Source organism: Paenibacillus eucommiae (assembly GCF_017874215.1).
In the GTDB taxonomy this organism is placed as follows: domain Bacteria; phylum Bacillota; class Bacilli; order Paenibacillales; family NBRC-103111; genus Paenibacillus_AI; species Paenibacillus_AI eucommiae.
This window is the reverse complement of the sequence record NZ_JAGGLB010000002.1, coordinates 44,489-64,401: the sequence shown is the minus strand read 5'-3', so window position 1 is coordinate 64,401 and position 19,913 is coordinate 44,489. Positions and strand designations below refer to the sequence as shown.

General features: G+C 44.3%; 22 protein-coding genes. 19 read left to right on the top strand and 3 right to left on the bottom strand.

Features of this window, described 5'->3' with window-relative positions; all coding sequences use genetic code 11:
• Positions 1-33 precede the first annotated feature (33 nt).
• The gene (gene rsbW, locus J2Z66_RS02710) at positions 34-480 is read left to right on the top strand and encodes an anti-sigma B factor RsbW (protein WP_209969735.1); all 447 of its coding nucleotides are present in this window, start codon (positions 34-36) and stop codon (positions 478-480) included.
• On the top strand, positions 477-1,256 hold the full coding sequence (locus tag J2Z66_RS02705) for a sigma-70 family RNA polymerase sigma factor (protein WP_209969733.1): 780 nt from the start codon (positions 477-479) through the stop codon (positions 1,254-1,256). The genes rsbW and J2Z66_RS02705 overlap by 4 nt, the downstream gene beginning before the upstream one ends.
• A 153-nt stretch (positions 1,257-1,409) precedes the next feature.
• Here J2Z66_RS02705 and J2Z66_RS02700 read toward each other — a convergent pair whose 3' ends face one another.
• Together J2Z66_RS02700 and J2Z66_RS02695 are read right to left on the bottom strand one after the other, a co-directional pair.
• Entirely contained in the window at positions 1,410-1,826 is a 417-nt protein-coding gene (locus J2Z66_RS02700) for a YtxH domain-containing protein (RefSeq protein WP_209969731.1), read from the bottom strand.
• Between the two features lie 39 nt (positions 1,827-1,865).
• The gene (locus tag J2Z66_RS02695; protein WP_209969730.1) at positions 1,866-2,126 is read right to left on the bottom strand and encodes a GlsB/YeaQ/YmgE family stress response membrane protein; all 261 of its coding nucleotides are present in this window, start codon (positions 2,124-2,126) and stop codon (positions 1,866-1,868) included.
• Between the two features lie 167 nt (positions 2,127-2,293).
• Here J2Z66_RS02695 and ald point away from each other — a divergent pair, with 167 nt between their 5' ends.
• The 14 genes from ald (at position 2,294) to sigF (ending at position 16,773) form a co-directional block, all read left to right on the top strand.
• Positions 2,294-3,409 (top strand): alanine dehydrogenase, encoded by a 1,116-nt coding sequence (gene ald / locus J2Z66_RS02690; protein ID WP_209969728.1) that lies wholly within the window; start codon positions 2,294-2,296, stop codon positions 3,407-3,409.
• Positions 3,410-3,469: 60 nt separating this feature from the next.
• Entirely contained in the window at positions 3,470-3,703 is a 234-nt protein-coding gene (locus J2Z66_RS02685) for a DUF4227 family protein (RefSeq protein ID WP_209969726.1), read from the top strand.
• Positions 3,704-3,782: 79 nt separating this feature from the next.
• Positions 3,783-4,679 carry a site-specific tyrosine recombinase XerD gene (xerD, locus tag J2Z66_RS02680; protein WP_209969724.1) on the top strand — a complete coding sequence of 299 codons (897 nt, stop codon included), beginning with the start codon at positions 3,783-3,785 and terminating at the stop codon, positions 4,677-4,679.
• Positions 4,680-4,819: 140 nt separating this feature from the next.
• Positions 4,820-7,597 carry a CHASE3 domain-containing protein gene (locus J2Z66_RS02675; protein WP_209969722.1) on the top strand — a complete coding sequence of 926 codons (2,778 nt, stop codon included), beginning with the start codon at positions 4,820-4,822 and terminating at the stop codon, positions 7,595-7,597.
• Positions 7,598-7,615: 18 nt separating this feature from the next.
• A complete protein-coding gene (deoB, locus tag J2Z66_RS02670) occupies positions 7,616-8,791 on the top strand; it encodes a phosphopentomutase (protein ID WP_209969720.1) in 1,176 nt (391 codons plus the stop codon).
• 24 nt (positions 8,792-8,815) lie between these two features.
• Positions 8,816-9,643 (top strand): purine-nucleoside phosphorylase, encoded by an 828-nt coding sequence (locus tag J2Z66_RS02665; RefSeq protein ID WP_209969719.1) that lies wholly within the window; start codon positions 8,816-8,818, stop codon positions 9,641-9,643.
• Between the two features lie 18 nt (positions 9,644-9,661).
• A complete protein-coding gene (locus J2Z66_RS02660) occupies positions 9,662-10,540 on the top strand; it encodes a purine-nucleoside phosphorylase (protein ID WP_209969717.1) in 879 nt (292 codons plus the stop codon).
• 762 nt (positions 10,541-11,302) lie between these two features.
• A complete protein-coding gene (locus J2Z66_RS02655; RefSeq protein WP_209969715.1) occupies positions 11,303-11,743 on the top strand; it encodes a flagellar protein in 441 nt (146 codons plus the stop codon).
• A 171-nt stretch (positions 11,744-11,914) separates the two neighbouring features.
• A complete protein-coding gene (locus J2Z66_RS02650; RefSeq protein ID WP_209969714.1) occupies positions 11,915-12,301 on the top strand; it encodes a cupredoxin domain-containing protein in 387 nt (128 codons plus the stop codon).
• Positions 12,302-12,370: 69 nt separating this feature from the next.
• Positions 12,371-13,672 (top strand): pyrimidine-nucleoside phosphorylase, encoded by a 1,302-nt coding sequence (locus tag J2Z66_RS02645; protein WP_209969712.1) that lies wholly within the window; start codon positions 12,371-12,373, stop codon positions 13,670-13,672.
• 254 nt (positions 13,673-13,926) lie between these two features.
• Positions 13,927-15,054 (top strand): D-alanyl-D-alanine carboxypeptidase family protein, encoded by a 1,128-nt coding sequence (locus J2Z66_RS02640; protein WP_281068791.1) that lies wholly within the window; start codon positions 13,927-13,929, stop codon positions 15,052-15,054.
• 155 nt (positions 15,055-15,209) lie between these two features.
• Positions 15,210-15,563, top strand: coding sequence for an anti-sigma F factor antagonist (spoIIAA, locus tag J2Z66_RS02635; RefSeq protein WP_209969710.1), 354 nt, complete (start codon positions 15,210-15,212; stop codon positions 15,561-15,563).
• Positions 15,560-16,006, top strand: coding sequence for an anti-sigma F factor (gene spoIIAB, locus J2Z66_RS02630; protein WP_209969708.1), 447 nt, complete (start codon positions 15,560-15,562; stop codon positions 16,004-16,006). Before spoIIAA ends, spoIIAB begins: the two co-directional genes overlap by 4 nt.
• Before the next feature lie 11 nt (positions 16,007-16,017).
• Positions 16,018-16,773, top strand: coding sequence for an RNA polymerase sporulation sigma factor SigF (gene sigF, locus J2Z66_RS02625; protein WP_209969707.1), 756 nt, complete (start codon positions 16,018-16,020; stop codon positions 16,771-16,773).
• A gap of 132 nt (positions 16,774-16,905) precedes the next feature.
• Here the strand turns inward: sigF and J2Z66_RS02620 are convergent, their stop codons facing one another.
• Positions 16,906-17,115, bottom strand: coding sequence for a DUF378 domain-containing protein (locus J2Z66_RS02620; RefSeq protein WP_209969705.1), 210 nt, complete (start codon positions 17,113-17,115; stop codon positions 16,906-16,908).
• 179 nt (positions 17,116-17,294) lie between these two features.
• Here J2Z66_RS02620 and J2Z66_RS02615 point away from each other — a divergent pair, with 179 nt between their 5' ends.
• The 3 genes from J2Z66_RS02615 (at position 17,295) to lysA (ending at position 19,831) form a co-directional block, all read left to right on the top strand.
• A complete protein-coding gene (locus J2Z66_RS02615) occupies positions 17,295-17,930 on the top strand; it encodes a stage V sporulation protein AA (RefSeq protein ID WP_209969704.1) in 636 nt (211 codons plus the stop codon).
• Positions 17,927-18,346, top strand: a complete 420-nt coding sequence (locus tag J2Z66_RS02610) for a stage V sporulation protein AB (protein ID WP_209969702.1) — start codon at positions 17,927-17,929, stop codon at positions 18,344-18,346. The genes J2Z66_RS02615 and J2Z66_RS02610 overlap by 4 nt, the downstream gene beginning before the upstream one ends.
• 156 nt (positions 18,347-18,502) lie before the next feature.
• Positions 18,503-19,831: a diaminopimelate decarboxylase gene (gene lysA, locus J2Z66_RS02605; protein WP_209969700.1), complete on the top strand. Its 1,329-nt coding sequence runs from the start codon at positions 18,503-18,505 to the stop codon at positions 19,829-19,831.
• Positions 19,832-19,913 lie beyond the last annotated feature (82 nt).

Here is a 19,913-nt window from a genome sequence, read left to right as displayed (position 1 = left end):
ACACGCCCTGAGTAGAAAGGAAAGAGACCACTTATGAAACTCCCTAACCGACCCGTTAGTATGACTTTGCCCGCAGAAGCGGAATATCTGGATTTAGTGCGATTCACGCTTTATGGGATCGCTACACGTTTGGGTTTCTCTTATGAAGAAACAGAAGACATGAAGGTGGCTGTATCAGAAGCCTGCAACAACGTTGTGATTCATGCGTATGAACCAGGCAGCTCCGGCTTAATTGCCATTCGTTTTGAGCCTTCTGCAGAAGGCTTGCGCATCTTTGTTAAGGATGAAGGTACCAGCTTTGATACTGGTAAACTGCAGGCTTCAACATCCATGCATGATAAAACCCTAGACGACACGCAAGTGGGAGGGTTAGGTCTATATTTAATGCAGGCACTCATGGATGAAGTGGAGGTGAAATCTAACTGCGGAACCGAGGTCATATTAACAAAGATGCTAATTAAAAGCGAGGAAATGGTATGAGTATAAACTCTGAACCGCGAGAAGTTCCATCTGTATATGAATTAATTATGGAATACCAGCAGACAGAATGTAATGAAATTGCTACTACCTTGCTTGTGAAATACGAGCCCATGGTCAAAATGGCAGCCGGAAAGATTTCAAGAAGCCGGCCCGATCTTTATGAGGATTTAGTTCAAGTTGGTCATATGTCGCTGCTGCGGCTATTTAAACAATATGATGTCACATTAGGTGTACAATTTGAGCCTTACATGATGAAAAGTATTATAGGTCATATGAAAAACTTTTTGCGAGATAAGTCCTGGTATATTCAAGTGCCCAGACGTATCAAGGAAAAAGGCTTTCAACTTCAAAATGCTATCGATAACCTGACCGCCAGACTGGAACGTTCTCCCAAGGTGGAAGAAATAGCTGAAGAAGTAGGTTTAACTGAGGAAGAGACGATAGAAATATTGGCTGGCCGCGAATGTTATCATTATGTTTCCTTGGATACACCGTTATCTGAAGAGGAAAATGGCGCAACGATTGGGGATATTCTAGCTACATCGTTGGATGAGTACCGCAAAGTGGATAGTAAGCTGGATTTGCAGGAAGCCCTAACGATTATTAAGGATGACGAAAGAAAGGTATTAGAGCTGGCTTATGTTCAGGGCCATTCCCAGAGAGCGATTGCAGATGAGTTAAATGTATCGCAAATGAGTGTATCTCGAATGCAGCGGAGAGCACTGGATAAACTGCGTTCTTATTTTGCCGAAAAGGGTCAATCACCGGACTTTTAAATAGACTTTTTAAAATAAAAATAGAAGAATCTAAGAACCGTCAAGAATTATTCTGGCGGTTCTTTGCTATTTTGCAGACTGCAGGATGCGAAGCAAAAAAAGACCCAACCATCTGCTGGTCAGGTCTGTCTTTTGAATTAGTGAATTAGTAAATTATTGGGTTTTCTCATTGCTGCTTTCATCTTTGCTCTCATCATGAGCTTCTGTGGAAGCTTCCTTTTTGGACTGATCATCAGAGAGTACGTCTTCGCTGAGCGAAGTGGTAAGCTTGTCCGCTGTTTTGGAATTTTTAATTTGCTCCATCAGCCGGGCAGAGGATTCCATCGCTTCTCCGTACAAGGCGTGCGCCCGGTCAAGAAGGTCAGCTGTCTCTTCAACGGCAAGCTCTGATTTTTTCATTGCATTTTTAAACAGCCTTTCTCCTTTTTCTTGTAAATCCAAGGCTGTCTGGTATACATCGCTTCTTAATTCTCTTCCTGATTTAGGGGCCAACAGGAGGGCTGCGATAGCCCCCGCGGCACCTCCTACAATAGCTGCAATTAAAACTCCACTGTTATTATCGTTCGACATGAAAACAACTCCTTTAATAGGTTTAATATCATTATACCACTAAGTGATGGGTTTTCTCATTATCTTCGAAAGAAGCCCAAGTAAAAACACGAACAATGCTGCTCCGATGATGGCAGGTACTACTGCAAAACCGAAAATAACAGGCCCCCATGCTCCCAATAAGATATAACCAAGCCATGCTCCCACAAAACCGGTTATCATCGAGCCTATAATGCCTCCAGCTATACTGCTGCCTATAATAGCATGCCCAATTGATCCAATGACAATTGCCATGATGATCGTAATCAGCAGGTTTAACATATGGCAACACTCCTTACCTAATTTGTACGATTATATAAAATGTATAACCTATATAAGTGAATAACCGTAAAAGCCGTTTTTTGAATCAAACTTGAGAACACATATTCAGACGTTGTTAAGGCACACTAACTGAAAAAGGAAGAAATCATTCCCATGGAGGACATACTATGATTATTGGTATACCCAAAGAAATTAAAAGTAATGAGAACCGCGTTGCAGTAACACCCGCTGGGGTAGGAATGCTTCATGCAGCGGGGCATGCGGTAATTATTGAAGCAGGTGCTGGAGAAGGCAGCGGGTTTACTGACGAAGAATACAGGATAGCTGGAGCAAGCATGCTTCCTGAAGCAGCTGAGGTTTGGAAGAGAAGTGAAATGATTATGAAAGTGAAGGAGCCGCTGCCAGGGGAGTACGAATATTTTCGAGAGAACCTGATTATATTTACCTATTTGCACCTTGCTGCTGCCCGTGATTTGCTTCAGCACTTAATACACAAGCAAGTTACAGGCATTGCCTATGAGACCATTCAAACGGTCAGCGGCAGCTTGCCACTGCTATCGCCAATGAGTGAGGTAGCAGGCAGAATGTCTGTACAGATCGGTGCTCATTTTCTCGAAAAGTCTTTTGGTGGCAGGGGTGTTTTGCTTGGGGGCGTACCGGGTGTGCCTCCTGGGAATGTGATTATACTTGGAGGAGGCATTGTAGGAACGAATGCGGCCAAGATGGCCTTAGGTTTAGGTGCGGATGTCGTCATCATTGAAAGAAACGTAGAGCGCATGAGGCAATTAGATGATATTTTTCAAGGTCGCTTGCGGACACTGATGTCTAATCCATACAACATCGCCCATGCCGTGCAGAAAGCGGATTTATTAATCGGTGCTGTCCTGATCCCGGGAGCAAGAGCGCCTAAGCTGGTTACCGAAGAAATGGTCAAACAGATGAAGGCGGGAAGTGTCATTGTGGATGTGGCGGTTGATCAGGGCGGAACAATTGAAACGATTGACCGTGTTACTACTCATGACGATCCTGTTTATTTGAAGCATGATGTACTTCACTATGCAGTGGCCAATATGCCGGGTGCTGTTCCTAGAACTTCGACACTTGCTCTAACGAATGTTACGATCTCGTATGCGCTTGAGCTTGCGAATAAGGGGTTAACCCGCGCGGTAGCCGAGAATAACACACTTTCCCCGGGAATCAATACCTTTAAAGGCTGGGTGACGCATCCCGCTGTTGCAGAAGCTTTGGGAGTTCCTTATACGAATCTGGTGAATTTGTCATAGCGACTTGTCATAAAAAAAATGCCGGGATCATATTCTGTCCTTAAGAATGGAGGGACGACTATGATCTTTTCCTATCATAAATGGATGGCCAGGCTTCGGTTTATTGTTTTGTTTATGGTTCTAACCTTTATGCTTTACCATCTTTTGCTGCTAATGACGCAATGGACCCAGCCTGTAGAGAAATACAAAACACCTGGAGGCAGAGCGGAAAAGGTGTTTCATCAGCGTGCCTATGAGCCTAATTCTGGTACACTTGCGGATCGTTTACGCTTCTTCTATTGGTATGGGGAATAATTGAAAAAAGGATATTCATAGTCACGTGTGGAATGCTTCATGAACAGGAATAACTTGATAATGAAGGAGCTTAACCAAGATGCTGACTAATTTGCAATCCTTCCTCCGCTTTTTAACTATAGAACGAGGGCTTGCACAAAGTACTACGGAAGCGTATGAGCGCGACCTTGAGCAATATATCGCTTTTCTCAAGCAGCAGGGAATATCTACGTGGAAGGAATCAGGTAAATCACAGATTACTTTATTTATAAATAAAAAAAAGCAGAGCGGCTGTGCAGCTGCTACCCTTTCCAGAGTGATGGTATCTATCCGGGCCTTGTATCAATATTTGGTCCAAACACATATTCTGGAGGCAGATCCTTCGCAAGGCATGGCAAATCCAAAGCTGGAGAAAAAACCGCCCTCCGTCATTACCATTCAAGAGGTTGAGCTTCTTTTGGAAGCACCCGCTACGAATCATGCCTATGGTGTTCGCGACAAGGCGATGCTTGAGCTATTGTATGCAACCGGAATAAGGGTTTCTGAACTTATCTCATTAGATCTGGATGATATAAATTTGCAAATGGGGTATATAAGGTGCATCGGTACGGGCAGTAAGGAAAGAATGATTCCGATTGGCAATATGGCTATTCGCAGCTTGGAAGCTTATATGCAAGATGCTAGAGCACAGCTTATTAAAACGTCTGACCCGCTAGAAGCGCTGTTTGTAGGACATTTGGGAACACGGATGACCAGGCAGGGATTTTGGAAAATTCTGAAACGTTATGCCCAGGATATAAATATTAACAAGCCTATTACCCCGCATACCTTAAGGCATTCGTTCGCAGCGCATTTGCTTGAGAATGGGGCAGACCTAAGGACATTGCAGGAAATGCTCGGACATGCTGATATAGCCGCTACACAAATCTATGCACAAGCTAGCAAATTGAAAATGAAAGAAGTGTATAATCAGGCTCATCCAAGAGCCCATTCCTGATTTAGAAAGCTCGCTTCCCAGGAGGTAAGCTTTTTCAATTTTGGGAAAATGGCATTGGACTGGAGCAAACACTCGTACTGTGATAATATTTAAGATATTGTCAGAAGCTGAAGCATTTCTACTAAAGGAGTTTTGTCAGAATGCTCAAAAATACGAGATTTAACATACGCACCAAGATTATGCTAGGGTATATTATTATCATTATTTGTCTAGGAGTTTCTGTTCTACTTGTAACACAGAGAATTTCTGATATGCAAAAGGAAATTGATTTCATTACGAGTCATGATTTGGAAGTTCATAATTTGACCAACCGAATTGAAAAGCACCTATTGGATATGGAGACTGGGCAGCGAGGCTATCTGATAACTGGGGATAGTAAATACTTAGAACCGTATAACAGTGGAAGAAATGAGTGGGTGCAGGACTTTAATAGACTTGTCGGTCTTTTAACAGATAACCAAAGTCAGCTGCAAAAGCTGGGTGATATTAAAGTCATTATCGAACGCTGGATCAGTACTGCAGGAGAGCCTACGATTGAGTGGAAAAGAGACGGCAAAACAGAAGAAATCTTAAATTACTTCAAGACAGACGTTGGTAAAGAAAATATGGATCAAATGCGTGCTGAGTTTGAATCCTTTCGTACCATTGAGAAGCAGTTGACAAATGACCGTGCAGCTCTGCTTGCTAGCAAGAATAATGTTTTAAAACTGCAATTATTTATTATTTTATTGGTTATTTCGCTGCTTGCTATCGTCGCGGCTCAATTTATTTCGGGAAGTATCGTTCGAACCATCTCTCAAGTCATTAAAACCATCAAAGGCATTGCATCTTCATCCGGGGCAAATGCCGAGCGAATCCAGGTAACTTCAAATGATGAAATTAAGGATCTTTCCGATGCTGCCAATGAATTACTGGATAATCATGAAGAGCAGTTTTGGCTGCAATCCCGAATTGCTGAAATGGCTGTGACTTCGCATGGAGTTAATGATGTCAAAGAGTTAGCTCAATTGTTTATATCCAAGTTTGCCTCCATGCTGAATAGCAGCTACGGTGCATTTTATCTGCGTGTTGGCACAGGTGAGCAGCAGAAGCTGGTTCGGGCGGCATCGTTTGCTGCTGATGGGGAAGCTAGAGGCAATTCAAGCTTTCTTATCGGGCAGGGGCTTGTAGGACAAGCTGCGCTGGAGAAACGGATGATTTATTTAGACTCAGTACCTCAGGATTATGTGAAGATAACTTCAGGCTTGGGAGAAGCATCACCTAAAAGCATTGTAATTGCACCCATTCAATATGATGGAACAGTTGAGGCTGTTATTGAACTGGCATCTTTTGAGTTGTTCACGCTGGCACATCGTAAGCTGCTGCAAAATACAATTGACTCTTTTGGTATTGCTATCAACAATGTTACCAGCCGTATGGAAGTAGAGAGGCTGCTGAAAGAATCACAAGAACTCACAGAAAAACTGCAAACTCAGTCCGAGGAGCTGCAGGCTCAAACGGAAGAGCTGCAAGCTCAAACCGAGGAATTGCAGGCACAAGCCGAAGAATTACAGGTTCAGCAGGAAGAGCTGCGGACATCCAATGAACAATTGGAGGAGCAAAATCAATATGCGCTGCAAAAGGCGCATGAACTCGAGGGTACAAAGAAGGAGCTCGAAATTTTTGCAGAGGAGCTGCAAAAAAATTCAGCTTTTAAATCTGAGTTTTTGGCTAATATGTCGCATGAGCTGAGAACCCCTCTGAATAGCGTGATTATTTTATCCCAGATGCTTTATGAGAACAAAAGAGGAACCCTGAGTCCCGAAGAAGAAGAGTATTCGCGCGTTATTTATGCTGCTGGTCATGATTTATTGGCTTTGATCGATGATATTCTTGATTTATCCAAGGTTGAAGCAGGTAAGATTGATATTGTAGTGGATGAAGTGAATATTTCCGAGCTGCCGCAAATGCTTAGCTATAATTTTATACAAATTGCAGAGAAGAAGGGCATCAGCTTTGAATTTATTTTAGGAAGCGGAGTACCTGATACGATTCATACCGATTCCCGGCGTTTACAGCAAATTCTCAAAAATCTGCTGTCCAACGCATTTAAATTTACGGAACGGGGCAATGTAACCCTGCAAATTCAAAAGGCTGATCAAGCGACAGTCAACCGATTATTCCCATCCCGCTCTAGTGATTATGTGCTTGCTATTTCTGTTGAGGATACAGGCATTGGCATACCTCAGGATAAACAAAACTTGATTTTCGAGGCATTTCAGCAGGTTGATGGCACGACGAACCGCCGCTATGGTGGAACAGGGCTTGGTTTATCCATATGTCGTGAGTTTTCCAGGCTTTTGGGCGGTATTATCGAATTATCGAGCCAAATTAACAAAGGCAGCACCTTCACTTTGTATTTGCCTTCTATGAAAAAAGGTGCAATAGAGTCGGCAGAAAAGGAAATTGCGATCACAAACTCTTCATGGAGTCCGTCAAGTGAGTCTTTCCATGAGAAGGTCTCAATTCCGGAGAAGCTGAAGGCATCCTCTGAGCCTGTTCTATTTAAGGGGAAAAAAGTACTGCTCGTTGACGATGATATCCGGAACGTATTTGCTCTCACGATAGCACTTGAGAACGAAGGCATGACTGTAAAGGTTGCCAGCAATGGTAAGGAAGGCTTGGAGCTGTTGGAGGAGGAGCGGGATATTGATCTCATCCTTATGGACATCATGATGCCTATCATGGATGGTTATGAAGCGATGAAGATAATCCGCAACAAGTTGCAGTATAAAGAGCTCCCGATTATCGCTTTAACAGCTAAAGCAATGAAAAACGACCGCGAGAAGTGTCTTGAAGCGGGAGCTTCGGATTATATTAGCAAGCCGCTGCAAATTGATCAGCTGTTCTCTCTGCTGCGAGTCTGGTTAACCTATTAAGGATTTTAAGGAGGAACTATGCCATTCAAGAGGATATGTGTAATTGTGCTGGATAGCGTTGGCATAGGTGAATTGCCGGATGCGGAGCGCTTTGGTGACACTGGCTCCCACACGCTGGGTCATATTGCTGAGCGCACTCCCGGGTTTTCTCTGCCTAATCTGCAGAAAATGGGGCTAGGGAATATTGCTGAGCTGCAGCATATTCCTGCTGCATCAGACCCTGGCGCTTATTATGGTAAAATGGCGGAGGCTTCCTTAGGCAAGGATACGATGACTGGACATTGGGAGCTTATGGGGCTGAAGGTCGAAATTCCTTTTGCCGTATATCCCGATGGTTTTCCAGTCAAGCTTATCGAGCAATTCGAACAAGCGACTGGCCGTCCTGTGATTGGCAATAAGCCTGCTTCCGGTACAGAAATACTGGTCGAGCTGGGCGAAGAGCAGATGCGCACAGGAGCATGGATCGTGTATACTTCAGCAGATAGTGTTTTTCAGCTAGCTGCACATGAGGAAATCATTCCGCTGGAGGAGCTATATAGGGCTTGTGAGATTGCCAGGAAATTAACCTTGCAGGATGAATTCGCAGTAGGAAGAGTAATCGCCCGTCCTTACACAGGGAAACCTGGAAGTTTTACCAGAACGCCAAATCGTCATGATTATGCGGTCAAGCCTCCTGCACGAACGGTTATGAACGAGCTGAAGGACGCTAGTCTGGACGTGATAGCAATCGGTAAAATTAACGATATATATTCCGGTGAAGGGGTTACGCAAGCCATAACGACCAAAAGTAATCTTGATGGCATCCAGCAAACGATTGAGGCGTTAAAGGGCTCATTTAAAGGGCTCGTATTTACGAATCTGGTTGATTTCGATTCTTTGTATGGCCATCGTCGAGACCCTGTTGGTTACGGGAAAGCTTTGCAACATTTTGATGAGTGGCTGCCTGCTATTATGGAACACATTGGTGCTGATGATCTGCTGGTGATAACGGCTGATCATGGCAATGATCCTATACATCCCGGGACCGATCATACGAGGGAATATGTGCCGATTCTGCTCTATAACCCCAGCTTCACTGCTTCTCGCTCTATTGGGACCCGTGCCACTTTCTCTGACCTTGGAGCTACGATAGCAGATAATTTTAAGGTTTCTACTAACGGAAACGGAATTAGTTTTTTGGCAAATTTACAGTAAAAATGATTTTGGGAGGAAATATTAATGTCTACATCATCCTATTCAGCACAAATTCTTGAGGCGGCAGCTTTTATCCGCAAAGAAACAGGTATTCAACCAGAAATCGGTTTGATTCTAGGCTCAGGGCTTGGCATTGTTGCTGATTTGATAGAAAACCCTGTTGCTATTGAGTATTCCTCCATCCCCCATTTTCCAGTTTCTACAGTGGAAGGACATGCAGGAGAACTTGTAGTAGGCAGTATTCAAGGGAAAAATGTAGTGATGATGAAGGGACGCTTTCATACTTATGAAGGGTACGGCGTGGAAACGGTATCCTTTCCTGTCCGGGTCATGAAGGAGCTAGGAGTTCGTACTTTAATTGTGACCAATGCGGCTGGAGGCATCGATACCTCGTATGAGGTCGGTGATTTGATGGTCATCTCCGATCACTTGAATTTGACCTACCGCAATCCGCTAATTGGCCCGAATGACAATAATCTGGGGGCACGTTTTCCTGATATGTCCGAGGCGTACAGCCGTCGTCTGAGACAGCTTGCCCACGACACAGCGGCGGAGCAGGGGTTGAGCCTGCGTGAAGGCGTATATGCTGGTTTGCTGGGTCCTTCCTATGAGACACCTGCTGAGATCCGCATGCTGAGAGTTCTTGGAGCAGCTGCTGTTGGCATGTCGACGGTACCGGAAGTGATCGTTGCCAGACATGCAGGCATTGAGGTTTTGGGCTTCTCTTGTATTGCCAATATGGCGGCAGGGATCCTAGATCAGCCATTATCCCATGCGGAAGTAATGGAAACGACAGAGAAGGTTAAGCCGAAGTTTCTTAAGCTTGTTCTTGGCATTATTAAAGCGTTATAGGAGGGAGGGATGAGCCCTATGCATAGTACCCAATCTTATATGAAGCAAATTAAAGAAGCATCAGCCTATATCACCTCTCGTTTGAATGAATCCGGGCTTTCAAATACAACCAAGACCAAACCAGTTATGGGTCTTGTTCTTGGTTCTGGGCTTGGAGATATGGCCGAACTGGTAGAACAGGCTGTGACGATCAACTATTCGGAGATCCCTCACTTTCCAGTCTCAACCGTTGAAGGGCACGCGGGGCGATTTGTTATCGGCACGCTGGAAGGAAAACGGGTATTTGTCATGCAGGGCCGTTTTCATTATTATGAAGGCTATTCCATGAAGCAAGTCGTCTTTCCAATATACGTGATGAAGCAGCTTGGAGTAGACAGCGTCGTGATGACGAACGCAGCTGGCGGTATGAACCGGACTTTTAAGGCTGGAGATTTAATGCTAATTAGCGATCATCTGAATATGACTGGGGACAATCCATTGATTGGACCTCATGATGCCGAGCTAGGAGCACGGTTTCCTGACATGTCCAAAGCCTATGACTACGAATATCGGCAGCTTGCTCATAAGCTCGCCAGAGAAGTCTACGACGCTGCAGGGAATCCTTTAGTCCTTCAGGAAGGCGTCTATTCCGGCATTGCCGGACCGACCTACATGACACCTGGAGAGCTGACGATGCTGGCCAGACTTGGTGGTGATGCGGTTGGCATGTCCACGGTCGGGGAGACAATCGCTGCCAGTCATGCTGGCCTTAAGGTGCTGGGCATTTCCTGCATCACGGACATGGCCATAGGCGAGGAACTGGAGCCTCTCAGCCATGAACAGGTTGTAGCTGTGGCGAATCGGACGAAGCCTAAGTTTATTTCCCTTGTGAGAGCTTTTGTGCGTGAAGTGAAGTAGAACTTAGACCTAGAACAGAATTTGACTTACTTGACTTACTTGAACTAAATCGAGCTAACAGAACTAAATAAAAATTGCTGATGGTTCAGGAAGACTGTTTATTATAGCAGTCTTTTTTTCGTGAAAGAAAGTATATGTTTTTGGAGTTGCCTGGTGGATAAGAGTGATATTAAGCAGCCACCGCCTCCCCAGAATTGAGATTGTGCTTGACTTAACGATGTTTTTCATCGTTAAAGTAGGGTGTGGAGACGACCAGTTGCTTTTAGCGATGAAAAACATCGTTAAAGTAGCAGACTCCTTCTCAGATCTTGATCTTAAGCGTTCGCGTTAGTAAATCTCCTCTAACCAAGAGGAAAACCCTTACTGGCTGTCCGTTTGAACTTGGTGTTCGTGCTATTCGTGCTATTCGTGCGATTGTAGCTAGAGAGAGCGAAAAGGGGGGGGGGGCGGAAGAGCGGTAGCGTCCGATTTTAAAGATTTGTTCCAACCCCCTCGTCTATAACATTCAAGGGAACAAATCTTTAACAGCGGCTGGAGCCCACATCCCTGCCCACATCCTTTCCCTCCGCAACGTCCCACGTCAAGTACAAGCTCATCAAAAGACACCACAAGGCGTTTTTCTCATGCAATTATTCCGGGAAATGTGTCTAGGGAACTATGAAACTGGAGATAACCATGCTACAATATAGTGAATTAGTACTATTCGAAATCGGAGTGAGCGTAGGTTCTCTTACTTAGCTTGGTTTAAGGATGTGATAGAATATGCCGAGTCCCCAGCTGCAAGTAGCCAATTGCCCTTGCTGTGGCAAAGTATTTCAAAAAAATCATCGAAATCAATGTATAGAGTGTAGTCGTGAAATTGATGCTGCCTTGAACAAATGCTTCGATTACTTACGCCGGAATCATAAGTCTACTGAAGAGCAGTTGACGGAAGCAACAGGGGTTTCTGCCAAATATATTCAAGGATGGATCAAGGAAGGCAGACTGCTCATAACAGACTACCCCAATTTAAATTATCCGTGCTGCTCCTGCGGCGCTCCGATTCGTAAGCATAAGATGTGTGTGGACTGCTCATTGCGCTTAAATAAAGAAATACAACAGCTTAATGAAAAGGAAGAGTTAAGAAGGTACCGTGGACCTTTGGCTGCTGCTGAAAGCGGTTTTCAAATTCGCGAACGAATTGGACGTCTAAATCGAACATAAATAGGATAATCTAACAGAGTGATTTCGGTGATTTTTTTATTTTTGCCTGGAGCCTGTGGTTTGTTCACATTTTCGTCACAAAAATTTCAAGGATTTGCCACCACAGATGTGTGGCTTCAGGCGTAATGTTTTGTAAAATAAACGGAGTGAATATAATATGGGGGGATAAGCATGTATAAGTGGGTTTACTTTGTGTTATTTATCAGTGCATCCGTGCTTGGGGTAGGTGTCCTCTTTCAAAATATTTCTGCACATCGCGCTGAAATCGCAGCCGAATCAGAGGACGCAGGAAAATCACTTAAAATTGTTGCTTCTAATTGGCACTTTGATGAACCTGAATATAAGGTTACAAAAGGAGACAAGCTTAAAGTATCCCTGGTACAAAAGGAAGGCATACATGCCGTTCATATTACCGGTGAGGGATTGGATGTAACCCTGGACAAGAACAATCCGTCGCAGGAAATAAGCTTTGATGCAGCAGGAAATTATGAAGTGATCTGTGTTCTGCCTTGCGGAGAAGGACATGCCGATATGAAGTCAACACTGATTGTACAATAAGATTTGCCACCAAGAAGGGAGCTCACGCAGGCTCCTTTTTTTATATTCGCTCAATTAGGAGGATTCCCCATGAGGATGGTTGACTTGATACAAAAGAAGAAATCAGGATCTTCCCTAAACAAGGAAGAAATTGAATTTATCGTGAACGGCTATACGGCAGGAGACATTCCCGATTATCAGATGTCTGCTTTTCTTATGGCTATTCATTGGAAAGGCATGACTGACGAAGAAACCTCCTATCTGACTTTATCAATGGCTCATTCTGGTGATGTCATCGATTTGTCTGCTATTGAGGGGATTAAAGTCGACAAGCATTCTACGGGTGGCGTTGGCGATAAAATCAGCCTTATTGTGGCTCCTATAGCCGCCTATTTCGGTGTACCCATTGCTAAAATGTCAGGACGCGGACTAGGTCATACCGGGGGAACCATTGATAAGTTGGAGTCGATCCCAGGGTTCCGTGTTGAGCTTAGCAAAGAGGAATTTATTTCAGCAGTTAACCTGCATAAAATAGCGATAGTAGGGCAAAGCGGGAATCTGGCCCCGGCCGATAAGAAGATGTATGCTCTACGCGACGTGACAGCTACCGTGGACTCCATTCCTTTAATAGCAAGCTCGATTATGAGCAAAAAAATTGCTTCAGGTGCAGATGCCATAGTCCTTGATGTGAAAATCGGGTCGGGCGCTTTTATGAAATCACAAGAAGACGCGAGAGCCTTGGCTGCAACAATGGTTAATATAGGAAAAAACGTGCAGTTGAATACGATCGCTTTAATCACAGGGATGGAACAGCCGCTGGGTCGTGAAATTGGAAATGCTGGTGAAATTCGAGAGTCCATCGATGTACTCCGCGGCCAGGGTGATGCAGATCTGACAGAGGTAGCGATTTCTGTGGCGGCATATATGGTAATGCTTGGAGGGAAATTCACCCATATTGAGGAAGCGCGAGCTGCTGTTGAGAAGGTTGTCAGAAGCGGAGACGCGATAGAGACCTTCAAAAGCTTCATTGCAAGTCAAGGGGGCGATCCTATGGTTGTTGATCATCCGGAACTGCTTCCCTCAGCAGCTTTTCATATCGATGTAGTTTCGCAGGTCGAAGGCTATTTAACTGAAATTGATGCCGAGCAAATGGGTATTGCTGCTATGCTGCTTGGTGCTGGCAGAGCAAGAAAGGAAGATCCGATTGACTATGGTGTAGGTATTACTTTGAACAAAAAAATTGGTGATACTGCTGCTATAGGCGAATCTCTCTGTACACTTCATGCCAACCGGGAGGATGTCCAATCTGTTATTGAGCTCGTACTGCAAGCTTTCCGAATAACGGATCATAAGCCGGAAGCTGTGCGCTTGATCTATGAGGTCATCATCTGAATTCGGTGTAGAATCGCTGGCAAAGCGGGAAATCATTTTGAATAGAAGGCAAGTTCATAGGTAAGCATTCTCTGAATAAGGGAGTGCTTTTTCTTTTGCAGACTTTTGGAATATTTTATCTATAAATGGTTAAGACTAGGTAGCAGGATTTCCATGTTCTGTGTTGCAATTAATTTGTCATATGCTCAGGAGGGGTAGAAATGGCTTTGCTAAAAAAAGGATTGATTAGTTTGATGGGGCTGCAGCTGGTGTTCATGCTGCTATTGCCGGGAATTTACGCTGCTGAGCAAACAGTTCAGCCGATCGACATGACACCTAATGCATTATCCGCTGTTCTGATGGACGCAGATACGGGAACGATTATTATGAATAAAAATATGGATACGAAGCTGCCGCCAGCCAGTATTACGAAGATAATGACGATGCTGCTGATTATGGAAGCTTTGGATCAAGGAAAAATAAAAATGACCGAAAAGGTTAGCACGAGTGAATACGCGGCTTCAATGGGAGGCTCGCAAATATTCCTGGAGCCTGGTGAAGAAATGAGCGTCGAAGAGATGCTTAAGGGTATCGCAATGGCTTCGGGAAATGACGCGTCAGTAGCCATGGCTGAGAAGCTCGCTGGCTCCGAAGAGAATTTCGTGCAAATGATGAACGAACGGGCCGAGCAGTTGGGCATGAAGAATACCCATTTTGTTAACTGCAACGGTTTGCCTGCTGAGAATCATTACACGACTGCTCAAGACATCGCGATTATGTCCAGAGAACTGCTTAAGCATTCAATCATTACGAAGTTTACTGGGGCGTACCAGGACTATTTGCGCAAGGATGCTGAAACTCCTTTCTGGTTAGTGAATACGAATAAGCTCGTTCGTTTTTACACAGGTGCGGACGGATTAAAGACCGGCTACACGAGTGAGGCGAAGTTTTGCTTATCCGCTACGGCCAAGAGAGATAATTTGCGTGTTATTGCTGTAGTAATGGGGGAACCGAATACAAAAACAAGAAATGCGGAAGTCACGAAGCTGTTTGACTATGCATTTGCCCAGTATACGAATTATCCGCTTTTTAAAGCAGGAGATAGCCTAGGAAGCTTTAATGTGAGCAAGGGTGCGCAAACCCAGGTGCCGTTAGTTGCGAAGCAAAATTATAGCCTTTTACTGAAGAAAGGTGAAGCCTCCAAGGGACTGCGTCATGAGCTTCAGTTGGAGCCAGGACTAAAAGCACCGATAACGCTTGGACAACCGATCGGAAAAATTATGGTCTACAAAGACGATGCGCTCATATCTGAGTTCCCGCTGGAATCACCTGTTGCTGTAAGTAAGGCCGGCTGGTGGAAGCTGCTTAAACGCACCACTTCAAACCTGTTCTTACTAAAATAAAAGGTAAAGAAGAGGAATACAAAGGTCAGAAGCAATGCGAATAAACAGGTATTTTAAGTGCTTTTGTCGCATTGCTTCTAGTTTTGTCGGCTGGCAGGAATTGGCTCTTTCTCTGTAGAACTCTACTCTCATGAAGGGAAGGAGTGAGGGAAAGAGTGAGTCTTCAAATTGAATTCGAACAAGGCAGAAGAGCATTAATTGTAAGGCTTAAAGGTGAGCTTGACCACCATACAGCTGATGCGGTAAAAGCACGCATGGAAGAAGCGATTTCCAAGGAGCAAACGCGCCATGTCATTCTTAGCTTGAGGGATCTTACCTTCATGGATAGCTCTGGTCTTGGAGTAGTGCTTGGACGGTACAAGCAAATCACGAGTAAGGGCGGCAAGATGGTCGTATGCGATGTTACACCGCCAGTGTACAGACTGTTTGAATTATCAGGAATGTTCAAAATTGTTTCCATTCAAGATAATGAGCGGTCCGCAATTTCCAGTCTGGAGGTTGCGCTATGAGTGATAAGAACTTTATGACGCTGCAGTTCGTCAGCCTTTCCGAGAATGAAGCTTTTGCCAGAGTGACCGTTGCGGCCTTTGTGACGCAGCTGGATCCTAATCTGAACGAGCTGACGGATATCAAAACGGTTGTTTCCGAAGCAGTTACAAATGCGATTATTCATGGCTACAACAATCGAAGGGATGGGATGATTACGATCACTACGCATCTGGAAAATGATTGTGTACGTCTGACGGTTGAAGATAGCGGGGCCGGTATTGAAGATTTGGAGCAAGCTAAGCAGCCGCTCTATACTTCCAAGCCGGAACTGGAGCGCTCAGGTATGGGCTTTACGATTATGGAAAATTTCATGGATGAAGTTGAAATTGTATCGGCTGTCGGCATCGGAACAAGAATTACCATGATGAAGCGAATCGAATCTAAAAAAGCTTTAACCAATTAGGGGTTTGATCTATGGACGTAGATGTGAAACATGCTTCTCACAGATACCTGGATGATAATGAAGTCAAGAGATTAATCGCTCTCAGCCAATCAGGGGATCAGCTTGCCAGAGAAACACTGGTCAATTGCAACATCCGCCTGGTTTGGTCGGTCGTTCAACGATTTCTAAATCGGGGATACGAGGCAGAGGATTTATTTCAAATTGGTTGTATTGGGCTGCTGAAATCAGTAGATAAATTCGATCTCTCTTATGATGTGAAATTTTCAACCTATGCAGTTCCGATGATAATCGGAGAGATTCAGCGGTTTCTGCGTGATGATGGCACTCTAAAGGTGAGCCGTTCCTTAAAGGAACTGGCTAACAAGATCAGGAAAGCGAAGGACGAGCTGGCTAAGCGCCTTGGAAGGCTTCCTACGATCAAAGAAGTGGCCGAGGAGCTTATGGTCAGTCCCGAGGAAGTCGTATTTGCGCAAGAGGCAAATAAACCGCTATCTTCGATTCATGAAACGGTATTTGAAAACGACGGCGACCCTATAACCTTGATGGATCAAATCGCCGATGAATCGCAGGAGAAATGGTTTGAGAAGCTGGCGCTTAATGAAGCGATTGGAACACTTTCCGAGCGTGAACGATTAATTGTGTACCTGCGGTATTTCCGGGATCAGACTCAATCCGAGGTAGCCCGAAGGCTGGGCATTTCACAGGTTCAGGTGTCCAGGCTTGAAAAAAAGATTCTGCAGCTTATAAAAGATCAAATAGCATTGTAAAGAATAGCTTAGTAAAAAGCTTAGTAAAAACCGTAGTAAAAACTGTGAAATAACGCTGAGGCTCCAAAAAACCCGGGTTTCCTCAAGAAGAGGGAACACGGGCTTTTTAGGCTGATTCTAAGAACCTGCACATTATCTGGAAGCTGCATTTTCCTCAAAGTAAAACCGAATGCAATATAATCCAGCGATCCCCACAAGCGCGTAGATAACACGGCTGATGCCAGAAGATTCTCTATGAGAATCCCCTCCTAATATGGCTGCGACTAAATCCCATTCGAAAAAGCCCACAAGAAGCCAATTCAGCGCTCCGATAATAACTAACGTTAAAGCCAACTTCGCCATTTTATTCACCCGTTTCTTTTTACAGAGTGTATTGATTTCAAGCTCATCCTTACTATCTCCAAAGGAATATGTGTTTTATGCATTCAGCTCAAAGGACAGGAATTACCAGCAAGTTATAATGATATAAGTATCTGACAAAACCCATACTAAGGAAAAAGCAAGCTGCAGGGAGTGGGAATATGGGACAAGCGACTGCACAATGCCTCTATATTCGTTTACGGCGAAGAGCACTAGTTCAAAAAGGGCAAGCTGTTAAACTCGGAGATATCGCCCAAATGCTTGCAGAGCCTGAGTATGAACAAAAGCTGGCACAGCTCACGATTTATCAGCCGCGACAGGAAGATGGCAACCGTGTTCTTATAGATATGATGCTGATCGTTCGCAAAATCAAAGAGCGTTTTCCACAATTACAAATTGAACATTTCGGTGAGCCTCATGTTTTGCTCGAGATTAATACAGTTAAAAGACGGCCTAATCTGGTTGGAGTTGTATTTGTCTGGCTGCTTTTATTTGTTGGCTCTGGACTAGCCATTATGAATTTTCATGCTGATGTAAGCATGCTTGAGGTTCATATTCGTCTATATGAGTTGATCACGGGGAATAAAACTGAGCATCCGTATTTGCTGCAAGTTCCCTACTCAATTGGAATTGGTGTAGGTATGGTTATTTTTTTCAATCATTTGTTTAAGAAAAAATTTAATGAAGAGCCTAGTCCTTTGGAAATGGAAATGTTTCTTTACCAAGAAAATCTTAACCACTTCGTTATAACTGAGGAATATGTTAAGATTCATGATCATAAGGATCCTCCATCATGACCGGGCTGCTGCATGCAGGAGTGTCTATATTCGTTGGCTTAGCAGGCGGAATTGCCGTGGGAAGCGGGTTTGTAGCCTTTCTGCTCGTGCTGGATATCATTCCTAGATTGGTTCAAATCACACGCTCTTGGCATCGAATGCATGCCTTTGAAACGGCTGTAGTGGCTGGCTCTCTGGTTTTCACCGGGCTGGATTTCATGAATATAAAGCTGTATTTATTTCCACTTGGAGCTGCATTAATTGGATTGTTCGCGGGCTGCTTTGTAGGAACACTGGCTGCTGCCTTGACAGAAGTCATCAATGTACTTCCGATACTGGCTAAGCGCATAGGTTTGGGTGACTATATGATATGGCTGCTGATGGCGATGATCCTCGGTAAAGTTATTGGCGCCTTGTTTGAATGGTTTATTTATTAAGAAATGAATTAACAATAAGAGCCTTGTCTGACCTTTCTGTCGAAACTTCTGTTGTCAAATATACTTTCCTTATGGTAATTTTAATAGTAGAGCGTGTGAAATTCACTAAAAATGATGTAACCCGCGCAATGAGAAGGAAAAGGGGAAACCAGAGCTATGTATTATTTACACGGTACCAGTCAAATAAATGACCAGGGGCGCCTTGAAATCGGAGGAGTCGACACCAAGAAGCTGACAGAAGAGTTTGGCACGCCACTATTTGTATATGATGAAGCATTAATTCGTCAGCGCTGCCGCGAATATGTGGATGCTTTCCGCGCTTCGGGTTTCCAATTTCAAGTAGCTTACGCCAGCAAAGCTTTCTGTGTGAAAGCAATGTGCAGAATAGTAGCAGAAGAGGGCATGTCTCTTGATGTTGTATCTGACGGTGAACTTTATACAGCTTTAGAGGCTGGTTTTCCAGCAGAACGTATTCATTTTCACGGAAATAACAAAACACCTGAAGAAATTGAAATGGCGATTGACGCCAAGATCGGTTGTTTTGTAGTCGATAATTTCTCTGAGCTTCCTGTGCTCAATAGTATTGCTGCTGAGAAGCGACAAAATGTGAATGTTCTGCTTCGTATTACACCAGGTGTAGAAGCACATACCCACGAATTTATTTCGACCGGACAGACCGATTCCAAATTCGGCTTCGATCTGGGCAATGGTTCAGCTTACAAAGCGGTTGAAGAAGCTTCTAAGCTTAGCAGCTTGACTATTCTTGGTGTGCATTCCCATATTGGCTCGCAAATTTTTGAAGTTGAAGGCTTCAGAATGGCTGCTGAGAGAGTTGCTGATTTCGCTGTTCAAGTGCGCAGTGAGCTGCAGGTGACTTTCAAGGTCATTAACTTGGGCGGAGGTTTTGGTATCCGTTATGTAGAAGGACATACACCACTTCCTGTTGCTGTGTATGTGAAAGCAATCACGGATGCGGTAAGAGAGAATTTCAGCAGCAATGATTATCCATTGCCTGCAATCTGGGTTGAGCCTGGACGCAGCATCGTTGGAGATGCTGGAACTACACTCTACACAGTCGGAACAACCAAAGATATCCCAGGCGTACGCAAATACGTTGCAGTAGATGGCGGTATGACTGATAATCCACGTCCTGCGCTTTATGATTCGGAGTACGAAGCGGTTTTGGCAAATCGTGCTACGGAGCCAGCAGAAGAAGTGGTATCAATAGCCGGCAAATGCTGTGAGAGTGGCGATATGCTTATTTGGGATTTGTCGCTTCCTAAAGTAGAGAACGGTGATATTCTTGCCGTATCCTGTACAGGTGCTTATAACTACGCGATGGCAAGCAATTATAACCGGATTCGCCGTCCGGCTGTTGTATTCGTAAAGGATGGACATGCAGATCTTATCGTGAAGCGTGAATCGTATAAAGATATCATCGGAAATGATGTTATTCCTGAAAGAATGAAGCAAGCAAATCAATAGAGCAGCAGAGGATATCTTGTGGATGAAAGGCATATGAAAGACATACGCTCAGCCCAAGATCTCTTGATTTGAGAAAATGATA